General features: G+C 72.9%; 9 protein-coding genes. 4 read left to right on the top strand and 5 right to left on the bottom strand.

The annotated features are described in order from the left end of the window. Nucleotides 1–171 precede the first annotated feature (171 nt). A complete protein-coding gene (locus tag ACZ4U1_RS28295) occupies nucleotides 172–2,760 on the top strand; it encodes a SpoIIE family protein phosphatase (protein WP_467906971.1) in 2,589 nt (862 codons plus the stop codon). A gap of 15 nt (nucleotides 2,761–2,775) precedes the next feature. On the opposite strand, the gene ACZ4U1_RS28290 is transcribed toward ACZ4U1_RS28295, so the two are convergent. After that, complete coding sequence (locus tag ACZ4U1_RS28290) at nucleotides 2,776–4,359, bottom strand: hypothetical protein (protein ID WP_467906970.1); 1,584 nt, start codon at nucleotides 4,357–4,359, stop codon at nucleotides 2,776–2,778. Between the two features lie 80 nt (nucleotides 4,360–4,439). On the opposite strand from ACZ4U1_RS28290, the gene ACZ4U1_RS28285 reads away from it, so the two are divergent. Both ACZ4U1_RS28285 and ACZ4U1_RS28280 read left to right on the top strand, forming a co-directional pair. After that, nucleotides 4,440–5,678: a glycoside hydrolase family 18 protein gene (locus ACZ4U1_RS28285; protein WP_467906969.1), complete on the top strand. Its 1,239-nt coding sequence runs from the start codon at nucleotides 4,440–4,442 to the stop codon at nucleotides 5,676–5,678. After that, nucleotides 5,675–6,664 (top strand): phosphotransferase family protein, encoded by a 990-nt coding sequence (locus ACZ4U1_RS28280; protein ID WP_467906968.1) that lies wholly within the window; start codon nucleotides 5,675–5,677, stop codon nucleotides 6,662–6,664. Before ACZ4U1_RS28285 ends, ACZ4U1_RS28280 begins: the two co-directional genes overlap by 4 nt. Here the strand turns inward: ACZ4U1_RS28280 and ACZ4U1_RS28275 are convergent. Genes ACZ4U1_RS28275 through ACZ4U1_RS28260 form a run of 4 tightly spaced genes read right to left on the bottom strand, consistent with a single transcriptional unit; the run spans nucleotide 6,621 to nucleotide 10,482 of the window. Next, nucleotides 6,621–7,415 carry a succinate dehydrogenase/fumarate reductase iron-sulfur subunit gene (locus tag ACZ4U1_RS28275; RefSeq protein ID WP_467906967.1) on the bottom strand — a complete coding sequence of 265 codons (795 nt, stop codon included), beginning with the start codon at nucleotides 7,413–7,415 and terminating at the stop codon, nucleotides 6,621–6,623. The two genes, ACZ4U1_RS28280 and ACZ4U1_RS28275, sit on opposite strands and share 44 nt — an antisense overlap. Further along, nucleotides 7,412–9,343, bottom strand: coding sequence for a fumarate reductase/succinate dehydrogenase flavoprotein subunit (locus tag ACZ4U1_RS28270; protein WP_467906966.1), 1,932 nt, complete (start codon nucleotides 9,341–9,343; stop codon nucleotides 7,412–7,414). The genes ACZ4U1_RS28275 and ACZ4U1_RS28270 overlap by 4 nt, the downstream gene beginning before the upstream one ends. Then, on the bottom strand, nucleotides 9,343–10,164 hold the full coding sequence (locus ACZ4U1_RS28265; RefSeq protein WP_467906965.1) for a hypothetical protein: 822 nt from the start codon (nucleotides 10,162–10,164) through the stop codon (nucleotides 9,343–9,345). The genes ACZ4U1_RS28270 and ACZ4U1_RS28265 overlap by 1 nt, the downstream gene beginning before the upstream one ends. Nucleotides 10,165–10,191: 27 nt before the next feature. Further along, the gene (locus ACZ4U1_RS28260) at nucleotides 10,192–10,482 is read right to left on the bottom strand and encodes a hypothetical protein (protein WP_467906964.1); all 291 of its coding nucleotides are present in this window, start codon (nucleotides 10,480–10,482) and stop codon (nucleotides 10,192–10,194) included. A gap of 315 nt (nucleotides 10,483–10,797) precedes the next feature. Between ACZ4U1_RS28260 and ACZ4U1_RS28255 the strand changes: the two genes are divergently transcribed. Beyond that, nucleotides 10,798–13,173, top strand: a complete 2,376-nt coding sequence (locus ACZ4U1_RS28255; protein WP_467906963.1) for an ABC transporter family substrate-binding protein — start codon at nucleotides 10,798–10,800, stop codon at nucleotides 13,171–13,173. Nucleotides 13,174–13,239: the final 66 nt, after the last annotated feature.

The raw sequence follows: 13,239 nt of genomic DNA, 5'->3' as shown, positions 1-13,239 counted from the left end.
TGTGTTCCCTGGTTAGAAGAGTGGAAGTGTTGTCACGGACCGGTCCGAAAAACACCTGGACCGAGCTGTGATCGTGAACACCGTGTCGTGCGGCGCCGTAGTGCTGGATACTGCGGGCAGCCGCCCCCGGTGACCGGTGCCGGACGCGGTGAGCTGGAGGGGACGGTTCGCGTGAGCGAGATACCAGCGAAGGCCACGGAGTCCGAGGACCCGTCGGACGGCGCGAGGAGTCAGGCCGCGGAGACTGCCGCGGCGCCCGGTGACGCCATGTGGCAGAGCAGTCCGCCCGGTTCGATCTACGACTACATCAAGGTCGCGTCCTTCTCCATCAGCCCCGGCGGACTGGTCGAGCAGTGGAGCCTGCGCGCCGAGCAGCTCTTCGGGATCCCCGCCGAACGCGCCGTCGGCATGGACCCGATCGAGGCCTTCGTCGACCCCGACCTGCGCGATCGCGGCCAGCGGAAGATGGCCGAAATCCTCGACGGGCGCGAGTGGACCGGAGTGGTTCCCTTCCGGATGCCGGACCGGCCGGACGGCACGCGCGGCGAGGAGGGCCTGGCCGAGGTCTACGTCATGCCGACGCGCACCGCCGAGGGCGAGAAGGCCGCCGTCTGCATCGTCGTGGACGTCCGCACGCTGCGCAGCATCGAGACCGATCTCGCCGCCTCGCAGGCGATTTTCGGTCAATCGCCCTTCGGATTCCTCCTGATCGACGCCGAGTTGCGGGTCCGCCGCGCCAACATGCGGTTCGCCTCCGTCTTCGGCGGAACCCCGGACGACCACCGGGGCAGGGGAGTTCACGACTATCTGCTGCGCGGCGAGGCCGAGCGGGTTGCGGCCACCCTGCGGCGGGTGCTGGAGACCGGCGAGTCCATCACCGACATGCACGTCACCGGCTTCGTCCCCGGCTCGGAGGAACGCCGGCACTGGTCGGTCAACCTCTACCGCGTGCACAGCGGCAGCGGCCGGCCCATCGGTATCGCCTGGCTCGGCACCGACATCACCGCCCGCCGCGCCGCCGCCCGCGAGGCCGCCGCCGCCCGCCGCAACCTCGCGCTGCTCAACGAGGCCGGCGCCCGCATAGGGAACTCCCTGGACCTGGAGACCACGGCCCGTGAACTCCTCGACGTCGTCGTCCCCGGCTTCTGCGACCTCGCCACCGTCGACCTCTACCAGGGCCTGCTGGCCGGCGACGAGACCCCGCCCGGGCTCGCCGACGGCAGCGCCGAACTGCGCCGCGTCGCCTTCGCCAGCGCCGTCTCCGGCGCGCCCTTCAGCGGTTCCGGGAAAGCCGTGGAGGTCGGCGCGGTCCACCACTACCCGTTCAACTCGCCCTGCGCGGACGCCCTGCGCACCGCCCGGCCGCAGCACGTGCCCGCCGAGGAGGGCGGCCTCGTGCAGTCCACGCTGGCCGTGCCGATGGTCGCCCACGACACGGTCGTAGGCCTCGCGCAGTTCGCCCGTACGAAGGGCAGCGAGCCGTTCGGCGACCGCGACCGGGAGCTGGCGGTCGAACTGGCGGCGCGGGCCGCGGTCTGCATCGACAACGCCCGCCTCTACCGCCGCGAGCACGAACGGGCGTTGATACTGCAGCGGTCCCTGCTCCCGCCCGGCGACCCCGAGGCCTCCGGTCTGGACATCGCCTGCCGCTATCTGCCGGGCAACGCGGCGACGGAGGTGGGCGGCGACTGGTTCGACGTCATCGAACTCCCCGGGCACCGCACCGCGTTGGTGGTCGGCGACGTCATGGGCCGGGGCCTGCGGGCCGCGGTCGCGATGGGTGAACTGCGCACGGCCGTACGGACCCTGGCCCTGCTGGACCTGGAACCGGCGGAGGTGCTGTCGGCCCTGGACGAGATCGCGCGCGGCCTCGGCACGCCGGGCGGGGTCCAGCAGGCGACCCGGACGGCCCGTCAGCCCAGGGACGCCGACCTCTCGGAGGTGTACCTGGCGACCTGCGTGTACGCCGTGTACGACTCCGTCACCAGGCGATGTACGTTCGCCAACGCCGGCCATCTGCCGCCGGTCCTGGTCGAGCCCGGCGAGGCGGCGCTGATGCTCGACGTGCCGCCCGGCATGCCCCTCGGGGTGGGCGGCGAGCCGTTCGAGGAGGTGGAGGTCGAACTCCCCGAGGGCGCCCTGCTCGCGCTGTACACGGACGGCCTGGTCGAGTCCCGCGACCATCCCCTGGACGAGGGCCTCCAGGCCTTCATCGGCGCGCTCACCGACCCCTCCCGCCCCCTGGAGGACGTCTGCGACCACGTCCTCAACACCCTGGACACCCACCACGGCGAGGACGACATCGCCCTGCTGATGGCCCGGGTGCAGGGGCTGCCCGCCGACTCGGTCGGCGACTGGACCCTGCCGCGGGAGCCGCGCAGCGTGGGCCGGGCCCGGGAGTACGCCCGCGGGCAGTTGCTGTCCTGGGACCTGGAGCCGCTGGTCGACACGACGGAACTGCTGGTCAGCGAGCTGGTGACGAACGCGCTGCGGTACGGCGAGGGGGAGATCAGACTGCGGCTGCTGCTCGACCGCACGCTGGTCTGCGAGGTCTGGGACTCCGGGCTCGTCCAGCCACGGCGCCGACGGGCCCGGGACACCGACGAGGGCGGCCGGGGCCTGCAACTGGTCGGGCTCCTCAGCGCGGCCTGGGGCTCCCGCCGGACGCCTCGCGGCAAGACGGTGTGGTTCGAGCTGCCGTTGCCGGGCGGAGAGGGAACCCTCACCGACCCCGCGGAAGCGTTGCTCAGCCTCTTCTGAGGGGTTCTCGGAGGCCTACGCGTGGTGGCGCGCGCGGGTGTCGGGGCCGCCGAAGGCGGCAGGCAGGTCGGTGTCCGGGTCCTCCGGGAGGAGGATTCCGCCGAGGAGGGCGCCGGTGAGGCCGGCCGTGTGGGCCTCGGGGCCGGTGCGGGGCGTGCCGTAGGCCCGTACGTCCCGTTCGGCCAGCTCCCGTGCCGCCCGGGCCACGGAGTCGGCCCGGGCGGTGTCGCCCGCGCCCAGCGCTCGTACCGCCTCCGCCAGCAGGGCCCGGGGCTCCGTGCCCACGGCCCCCCGGTGCACCGCGACGAACTCCTCCGCCCCGGCCACGGAACTCCGCGCCACGAGCAGCGCCGCGCTGTCCAGCACCCCGCCTCGCGCCGCCCCGTCCAGCCGCTCGGCGGCCCGGGCGATCCGGCGCAGCGCGTCCAGCGGGTCGTACGGACCGCCCGTCAGCTCCTCGCGGACCGCCGCCAGCACCCCGTCGGCGTGGGCCAGCCGGGCGTGCAGCTCACCCGTGGTCAGCGAGGCCCCCCGGGTCCCGCTCCGGACCGCCGCCAGCTCCGCCTCCGCGCCGGTCAGCGCCGCCGGCACCAGCCCGGCAGCCTCCCGCAGCAGGGCCGCGAGCCGCTCCACCCCGCCCACCAGCACCCCCGCCTGGACCACCGCGCCCTCCCCGGCGCGCAACCGCCGGGCGGCCCGCCGCAGATCGCCCGCGTCGACGGCCTGGCGGGCCTCGTTGAGCCGGGCGGTGGCGAACACCAGCCGGTCCTTGGCCTGTTCGACGTACCCGGTGACGGGCCCGGCCGCCGAAGGCGCGTACCGCTCCCGCAGGGAAGCCAGGGTGCCCTGCGCGGTCACCGCCCGCGCCGCCAGCTCCCGGAACCGCTCCTCGGCCACCACCAGCGCCGCCCCCACCCCCCGTTCCCCGCCCTCCTGCTCCTCACCCAGCCCCCGCAACCGGTCCAGCGCCTCCGCCTCCGCGTCCAGCCGGCGCCCCGCCTCCGCACAGCGGCCGATCACCCCGACCAGCGCCTGGCGCCGCGCGCTCGCCTCCTCCGGGACGCCCTCCTCGTACCGCCGCCAGATCGCGAACGCCGCCGACAGCTCGGTCTCGGCGGCCCGCAGCGCGTGCGTGAACGGCTCCGTCTGCTTCTCCGGGAACAGCTCCCCCACGAAGGACAGTTCCTCCCTGCTGGTCCGCACGCAGTCGTCGGCCAGCCGCAGTGCCGCCCGCGCCTGGCGCTCGGAGTCCGCCGGGGTGGGTGTGGGCGGGTGCGCCGAGACGGTGCCCGGGGTCGTCCGGGTCCGGGCCCGGCGGGTGCGCCGCAGGTAGCCGTATCCGGCCAGGGACACGGCCGCGACCCCGGCGATCAGCGGCAGCACGAGGTCGGCCGCCGACGTCCCGTCCTGCTGCGGGGCGGCGGCACTCGCCACCACGCCCACGGGGGCCGCGGGAACCGGATCACGGGCCTGGGCCGTCATCACCGGCAACACCAGCCATCCGGCTCCCACCAGGGCACCCAGCACGGCATGCACCACCCGCACCCGTATGTACGCGGTGGCACGCCGAGGCCGGCCCCGGATCAGGGAGGACGTCACATTTCGGAGCGTATGGGCAGGTAGGCGGCTCCGCGAGCGGGACGGATACGGGTGGGGGACCAGGCGGACAGGGGGGCGGGATGGACGAAAACCAGCCGGACGAAAACCAGCCGGACGAGATACCGGCGGACGGGAAACCGGCGGACGAGATACCGGCGGCCGGGAAACCGGCGGAGGAACGGCGGGCGGACGACACCCCGACGGGCGAGCAGCCGGACGGCGCCTCAGCGGGCACCCGACCCCAATCCGAATCCCAGCCCGACCCCCAATCCGAACCCCACCCCGACCCCCAGCCCCGCACCCCCCGCCCCCGCAAGCGCCGTGTCCTCCGCATCGCCTCCGCCGTTCTCGCCCTCCTCCTGCTGCCGCTCCTCACCGCCGAGGCGGCCCTCCGGCTCAACTACACCGGTGATCCGGCCCCCGGCACCCGTACCCGGCACCAGGACGCCCTCTGGCTGGGGCACGCCTGGGTGGACGGGCGGAAGTCCGACCGGGACGTCAAGGCCCTCGCCCGCCGCCTCCGTGACACCGGCATCCGTGATCTGTACGTGCACGCGGGGCCGCTGGAGCACGACGGCACTCTCCCCGCGTCGGCGTACCGGAAGGCCCGCCGGCTGACGGCGGCCGTCCACCGGGAGCTGCCCGGTGTGCGGGTCCAGGCCTGGCTCGGGGACAGGCTGGCCGGCGAGGGCGCGCAGGGGCTGCGGCTCGACCGTGCGGCCACCCGCGCCGCGATCCTCGACTCGACCCGCGCCGTCCTCGCCGCCGGCTTCCAGGGCGCCCACTTCGACCTCGAACCCCTGCACTCCGGCGACCGCGACTACCTCGGCCTCCTGGACGACCTCCGCGAGCTGACCCACGCCCGGGGCGCCGTGCTCTCCGTCGCCGCCCACCAGATCGACCCGCTGCCCGCCCTCCACTCCCTCGCGGGTGCCGCCACCGGCCACCCCAAGTGGTGGTCGCAGGCGTACTTCGGGCAGGTGGCCCGCCGGGTGGACCAGATCGCCGTCATGTCGTACGACACCATGCAGCCGCTGGAGAGCCTGTACGGCGGCTATGTGGCCCAGCAGACCAGCCTCGCCCTGGAGGTCACCCCGGAGAGCACCGACCTGCTGATGGGCCTGCCCTTCTACCACGAGAACAAGATCGGCCACTGGGCGCACGCCGAGACCGTCCCGGCGGCCGTGCGGGGCGTACGGCTGGGCCTGTCCCGGACCGACGCGGACCGCGCCCGCTTCGGCGTCGCCCTGTACGTCGACTTCGCCGCCACCGAGGATGACTGGACCGCCTATCGGAGGGACTGGGTCCGTACGCCATGACGCCCGCCCGCGCCCCCCTCACCCGTGACGGCCTCGCCCCGCTCGCCCGCGCGGCCCTCGGCCGTACCCCCACCGCCGTCCACCGGCTGCGCGGCGGCTCCAAGAAGGGCGTCTACCGGCTCCTCCTCGACAACGGCGGCACCGCGATCGCGTACGTCTGGTCCCCCGGGGAGGACTACTGGGGGCGGTCCGGCACCGACATCCGCGACAGCTTCTCGCACGCCTCCGGCATCGGTCTGTTCCTGGCCGCCCACCACCGGCTCACCGAGCTGGGTGTCCGCGTCCCGCGGCTGCTGCTCGCCGACGAGGACGCCGTCCACCTGCCCGCGCCCGCGGCGGTCGTGGAGGACGTCCGGGGCGCGAGCCTGGAGCGGCTGCTGCGCGAGGAGCCGGACGCGGCCCGGGTGCCGCTGGAGCGGCTGGCCGGGGTGCTCGGGGTGCTGCGGGAGTGCACGGCCGCCGGGCACGGCAAGGCCCTCCTGGTGGCGGAGGGCGGGACCGCGCTCGGCGGCTCCTGCGCGCAGGCCGTCGCCGACCGGGCGGTGCGGGACATCGCGGACACCGCCGAGCGGGAGCCACGGGTCCGCGCGGTGCGCGAGGCGCTGACGGAGCGGGTGCGGGACCTGCGGGGCGCCGTCCGGCCGCGCGGCCACACCTCCCTCGTGCACGGCGAACTCGGCCCGGACCACGTCCTGGTGACCCCGGACGGCGATCCCGCGCTCATCGACATCGAAGGCCTGATGTACTTCGACGCCGAGTGGGAGCACGTCTTCCTCCAGCTCCGTTTCGGACCCGCCTACGAGGTGCTGCGCGCCCCCGGCCTCGACGCGGACCGGATGGCCCTGTACCGGCTCGCGACGCACCTGAACCTGGTCGCCGGGCCGCTGCGGCTGCTCGACGGCGACTTCCCGGAGCGGGAAGCCATGCGGCAGATCGCGGAGTTCAATCTCCGGCGGGCGCTCGGCCTTCTGCGGGACGCCTCCTGATCTTCGAGCCGAGCCACACCAGCGGGTCGTACTTGCGGTCGACCGCGCGTTCCTTCAGCGGGATCAGCGCGTTGTCGGTGATCTTGATGCCCTCGGGGCAGACCTCCGTGCAGCACTTGGTGATGTTGCAGTAGCCGAGGCCGTGGTCGTCCTGGGCGGTGCGGCCGCGGTCCAGGCCGGTCTCGGCCGCCGCGTCCAGCGGGTGCATGTCGAGTTCGGCGACCCGCATCAGATAGCGGGGACCGGCGAACGCCCGTTTGTTCTCCTCGTGGTCGCGCACCACATGGCAGGTGTTCTGGCACAGGAAGCACTCGATGCACTTGCGGAACTCCTGCGCGCGGTCCACGTCCTCCTGGAACATGCGGTACTCGCCGGGGCCGAGACCGGCGGGCGGTACGAAGGACGGGATCTCCCGGGCCTTCTCGTAGTTGAAGCCGACGTCCGTCACCAGGTCCCGGATCACCGGGAAGGCGCGCAGCGGGGTGATCGTGACCGTCTCGGCGCGGTCGAAGACCGACATGCGGGTCATGCACAGCAGCCGTGGGCGGCCGTTGATCTCCGCCGAGCACGAACCGCACTTGCCCGCCTTGCAGTTCCAGCGCACGGCGAGGTCGGGCGCCTGGGTGGCCTGGAGGCGGTGGACGATGTCCAGGACCACCTCGCCGTCGTTCACCTCCACCGTGAAGTCCTCTAGGCCGCCGCCCTGTTCGTCACCCCGCCACACCTTGAAGCGGGCCTCGTAGCTGCTCACTCGTACAGCTCCTCTTCGGCGAGGTACTTGACCAGCTCCTCCTTCTCGAAGAGGGCGAGCAGGTCCGGGCGGATGGGCTCGGTGGTCTCGCGGGCGAGGCGGATCTGGCCCCGGGCCGGGTCGGTCCCGGCGAGGCCGCCGGTGGGGTCGGCGAGGGTGCACAGCAGGTTCATGTTGCGCCAGGCCCGGTCCATCGTCGGATGGTCCTCGCGGGTGTGCCCGCCGCGCGACTCGGTGCGCTCCAGCGCGGCCCGGGCCACGCACTCGCTGACCAGCAGCATGTTCCTGAGGTCCAGGGCGAGGTGCCAGCCGGGGTTGAACTGGCGGTGGCCCTCGACCCCGGCCCGGCGGGCCCGGGTCCGCAGCTCGGCCAGCTTGTGCAGGGCCTGCTCCATCTCGCCCTCACGGCGGATGATGCCCACCAGGTCGTTCATCGCCTGCTGGAGTTCCTGGTGCAGGGTGTACGGGTTCTCCGGCGGGCCGGTCTCGCCCTCCGCCTCCGCGGAGAAGGGCCGCAGCGCCTCGGCCGCGGCCGCGTCGACCTGGGCGTCGTCCACCGGCGGGCGCTGGTATGCCAGCCCCTGCGCGTACTCCGCCGCGTGCCAGCCCGCCCGGCGGCCGAAGACCAGCAGGTCGGAGAGGGAGTTGCCGCCGAGCCGGTTGGAGCCGTGCATACCGCCGGCCACCTCACCGGCCGCGTACAGCCCCGGCACCCCGCGGGCCGCCGCGGTGTCGGAGTCGACCGCGATGCCGCCCATCACGTAGTGGCAGGTCGGGCCGACCTCCATCGCCTCGGCGGTGATGTCGACGTCCGCCAGCTCCTTGAACTGGTGGTACATGGACGGCAGCCGGCGCCGGATCACCTCGGCGGGCATCCGGGTCGACACGTCCAGGAAGACCCCGCCGTGCGGGGAGCCCCGGCCCGCCTTCACCTCGGCGTTGATCGCGCGGGCCACCTCGTCGCGGGGGAGCAGTTCGGGGGGCCGGCGGTTGTGGTCCGGGTCCTCGTACCACCGGTCGGCCTCCTCCTCCGACTCGGCGTACTTCTCCTTGAAGACGTCCGGGATGTAGTCGAACATGAACCGCTTGCCCTCGGAGTTCCTGAGGATCCCGCCGTCGCCGCGCACCGACTCGGTGACGAGGATGCCCTTCACCGACGGCGGCCAGACCATGCCGGTCGGGTGGAACTGCACGAACTCCATGTTCAGCAGGGGGGCGCCCGCGAGCAGCGCCAGCGCGTGGCCGTCGCCGGTGTACTCCCACGAGTTCGACGTGACCTTGAAGGACTTGCCGATGCCGCCGGTGGCGAGGACCACGGCGGGTGCCTCCAGGACGAAGAAGCGGCCGGTCTCACGGTCGTAGGCGAAGACCCCGGACACCCGGCCCCCGTCCTTCAGGACCCGTGTGACCGTGCACTCCTGGAAGACCTTCAGCCGGGACTCGTAGTCCCCGGTCTCCTTGAAGTCCTCCTGCTGCAGCGCGACGATCTTCTGCTGGAGCGTGCGGATCAGCTCCAGGCCGGTGCGGTCGCCGACGTGGGCCAGGCGCGGGTACTCGTGCCCGCCGAAGTTGCGCTGCGAGATCCGGCCGTCCTTCGTCCGGTCGAACAGCGCGCCCCAGGTCTCCAGCTCCCACACCCGGTCCGGGGCCTCCTGCGCGTGCAGCTCGGCCATCCGCCACTGGTTGAGGAACTTGCCGCCGCGCATGGTGTCGCGGAAGTGCACCTGCCAGGTGTCGTGCTCGTTGGCGTTGGCCATCGCCGCCGCGATGCCGCCCTCGGCCATCACCGTATGCGCCTTGCCGAACAGCGACTTGCAGATCACCGCCGTACGGGCGCCCCGTTCGCGCGCCTCGATCGCCGCGCGCAGCCCGGCGCCGCCCGCGCCGACGACCACGACGTCCCACTGCTGCCGTTCCACCGCTGCCATCAGAAGAACCTCGGATCGTCGAAGACGCCGGACGCGACCAGATACACGTAGAAGTCGGCGAGTGCCACGCTGAGCAGCGAGGCCCAGGCCAGCTGCATGTGCCGGGCGTTGAGCCGCCCGACGAACTGCCAGGCCCGGTAGCGCACGGGATGCCGGGAGAAGTGCTTGAGCTTGCCGCCCACGATGTGCCGGCAGGAGTGGCAGGAGAGGGTGTACGCCCAGATCAGCACGATGTTGGCGAGGAAGACCAGGGTGCCGAGGCCCATGTGTCCCCACCGGTAGTGCTCGTCCCGGAAGGCCAGCACGGTGTCGTACGTCAGCACGCCGGCCACCAGCAGGGCGGCGTAGAAGAAGTACCGGTGGACGTTCTGCAGGATCAGCGGGAAGCGGGTCTCGCCGGTGTACGTCCGGTGCGGTTCGGCGACCGCGCAGGCGGGCGGGGACGCCCAGAAGGCGCGGTAGTACGCCTTGCGGTAGTAGTAGCAGGTCAGCCGGAAGCCGAGCGGGAAGATCAGGATGATGATCGCGGGGGAGATGCCCCACCAGCCCCCGAAGAGGTCGGCGTTGGGCCCCGCGCGCATGCTCCGGCAGTTCTCCGCCAGGCACGGGGAGTAGAACGGCGAGACATACGGCGCGGCGTAGTAGTCGGCGTTCGCGAAGGCCCGCCAGGTCGAGTACACGACGAACGCCAGCAGACCGGCCGCGGTGCCGGCGGGCGCCAGCCACCAGCGGTCGGTCCGCAGGTGCGGGGCGGTGATCGCGGCGCGCGTACGGCTGCGTACGCCGCCGCTGTTCTGTTGGGGTTCCGTACCAGTAGCCAAGTCAGGACTCCGGTCGGTAGCGGTTTCTCAGGGGGCGCGGCGGTCGCGGGCGCCCAGTCCCTCGTCGTCCGTGTCCGTCCACAGGCTGATGTCGTACGGCGCGTCGGAGATGGTGACGAGGTCGGGCCGGCGCGGTGTGGCCTCGGTGGTGGCGGCCTCCCGGAGCAGGGCCACGCTCTCGCGCAGATGGTCGGCGTCCAGACGGACCCGGCGTATCTCCAGGCCGCCGCTGCCGAGCTGGTGTTCCAGGCGGCCGAGCGACCGGTGGAGGTCGTCGAGACAGCGCTGGACGGCGTTGATGTCGTCGTGCACGGACATGACTTGCCCTCGCTTCCGCGGGTCCGGCGGGCCATGGACGGCAACGTTCATGCGCCTTGGAGTGTTGCGCCTCACGCCTGCCGATGTGAAGGGATGTGCAGCGATTGGCCGGGGCGTACGGGTGCATCGCCCGGTGTGTTGCGCCGCACGGGTGGGCTTACGGGCTGTCGTCGCCGTGTCGCCCGCTGTTGCCGGATCCTTTCCTCTTCAGTGGGCCGCATAGATCTGATCAGCTCCATATACCGCCAAACGTGATCAGCTCCACATACCGACAAATGTGAGCATAAAGCCCTCGGCTTCCTGGAGGTAGCAGAGATGTCCTACGACGGCGTCGGGCAGCGCCCTGAAGGGGCGCGGGGCTGCATCGATCAGCGGCTCCGCCGCGGGGCGCGACCGGCCACGACGCACCCGCAGACGACCGACGGCCGGCCCCGGCACCTGCGGCGGGCCCTCGTCTTCCTCAGCGCGAGCGCCCTGGCCGTCCCCCTGCTCGCCGGCTGCGGTGACGACGACGAGGTCAGCAGCCCGCTCGCACCGCAGGACATCGCCCCGGTCGCCCGGGACCTGGTCGCCGACGGCGGCACCCTGAAGTGGGCCGTGGACGCCGTACCGGAGACCCTGAACACCTTCCAGGCCGACGCCGACACCGCCACCAGCCGGATCGCCCAGGCCGTGCTGCCCTCCATGTTCCGGCTGGACTCCGCCGGCCGGCCGGTGGCCAACCCGGCCTACCTGGAGTCGGCCAAGGTCATCGAGACCGAGCCGCGCCAGGTCGTGCTGTACAAGCTCAACCAGCAGGCCGTCTGGAGCGACGGCCGGGAGATCGGCGCCGCCGACTTCGTCGCCCAGTGGCGCGCCCTGTCCGGCAGGAACAGCGCCTACTGGACCGCCCGCAACGCCGGCTACGACCGCATCGCCAAGATCGAGCGCGGCGCCAACGACCTCCAGGTGCGGGTCACCTTCTCCCGCCCCTACGCCGACTGGAAGTCGCTGTTCTCCCCGCTGTACCCGAAGGACGTCATGGGCACCCCGGACGCCTTCAACGACGGCGCCCGCCGCAAGCTCACGGTCACCGCCGGACCCTTCAAGGTGGAGAAGGTCGACACCGCCAAGAAGGACGTCGTCCTCACCCGCAACACCCGCTGGTGGGGCAAGCCCGCCAAGCTGAACCAGATCGTGCTGCACGCCGTCTCCCGCGACAAGCGGGCCGCCGCGCTCGCCGACGGCAGCGTGGACCTCGCCGAGATCGACTCCGCCGACGCCCAGCGGATCGGCCTCGCCAACCGGGCGAAGGGCACCGGCACCCCCCTCCAGGGCGCCGGGGGCAGGACCTCCGTGAAGAAGCTGCGCGAGTGGGCGCTCGCGCACGGCCTCGACTCCGACCAGGTGCACGCCGGGAAGAAGAAGCTCCGCAAGGCCATCACCCGCTACCTGGAGCAGCAGCAGGCGCTGCGGGACGTAGAGGTCCGCAAGTCCCTGGAGCCCGCCTACACCCAGCTCGCCCTCAACGGCTCCACCGGCCCCCTCACCGACGAACGGGTCCGCCGGGCCGTCGCCCGCGCCCTGGACCGCACCGAGCTGGCCCGGCTGGTGCTCACCCCGCTGGGCCTGCCCGCGGTCCCGGTCGGCAGCCACCTCGCGCTGTCCGGACAGGTCGCCTACGCCGACAACAGCGGCGCGATCGGCGGCCAGGACGCCAAGGAGGCGCAGGCGCTGCTCGCCGACGCCGGCTGGGTGCGCGGCGGTCCGCTGAAGGAGGAGAAGAAGGGCCAGAAGGCGGCCGGTCCCGGGAAGCAGGACAAGGACAAGCAGGACAAGGACAAGCAGGACGGGGACGTCTCGGACGGCGGGGACGACGGCGAGTACATCGTCGGGGAGGACGACAAGGGCCACGACGACCGGCACGACGACCGGCACGACGGCGGCAGCGGCCACGGCGGCACCGACGGCGGCGGCAGGACCCACGGCGGCAGCGACGGCGACGGCAAGGGCACGCACCACGAGTCCGCCGGCGACGGGCACGAGCACCCCGACCAGCACCTCGCGCAGGAGGGCAAGCACGGCGGCGCGCCCGGCGCCTACGCCCCCAAGGGCACGGCCGCCCCGGCCGCCGCCCCAGCCGGGCCCCTCGCCAAGGACGGCAAGCCGCTCGCGCTCCGCTTCGTCCTGCCCTCCGGACCCGGCTCCGAGACCCTGAACTCGGTCGCCGAGCGGATCTCCGCGATGCTGGAGCAGGTCGGCATCCGCGCGACGATCACCAAGGTCTCGGACGAGAGCTACTTCAAGGACCACATCGCCGCCGGCGACTACGACCTCGCCCTGTACTCCTGGCCGTCCTCCGCCTTCCCCGCCACCGACGCCCGGCCCGTCTACGCCAAGCCGGTCCCGGCCGCGGACGGCTCGGTGAACGTGGAGCAGAACTACACCCGGGTCGGCACGGACCAGGTCGACCAGCTCTTCGAGCAGGCCGCGACCACGCTGGACGAGGACGAGGCGCGGGACCTGATCCGCAAGGCGGACGCCCGCATCTGGGCGGCGGCGGGCTCCATCCCGCTGTACCAGCGCCCGCAGCTGGTGGGAGCACGGAAGAACCTGGTCAACGCGGGGGCCTTCGGCTTCCAGACGCCGATCTACGAGGACATGGGTTTCCTGAAGAAGGGAGCGAGGGTTTCAGCGAGCCCGAGCGCGTAGCGGGCGCGTCGGAGGCCGGCCTGAACTGCACCGACGTATCCCGGCGAGCCGCAACGGCAGCGGCCA

It is taken from the genome of Streptomyces sp. NPDC028928 (assembly GCF_055564915.1).
Note: the sequence above shows the minus strand (reverse complement) of the source record. Positions and strands in the feature narration are given on the sequence as shown.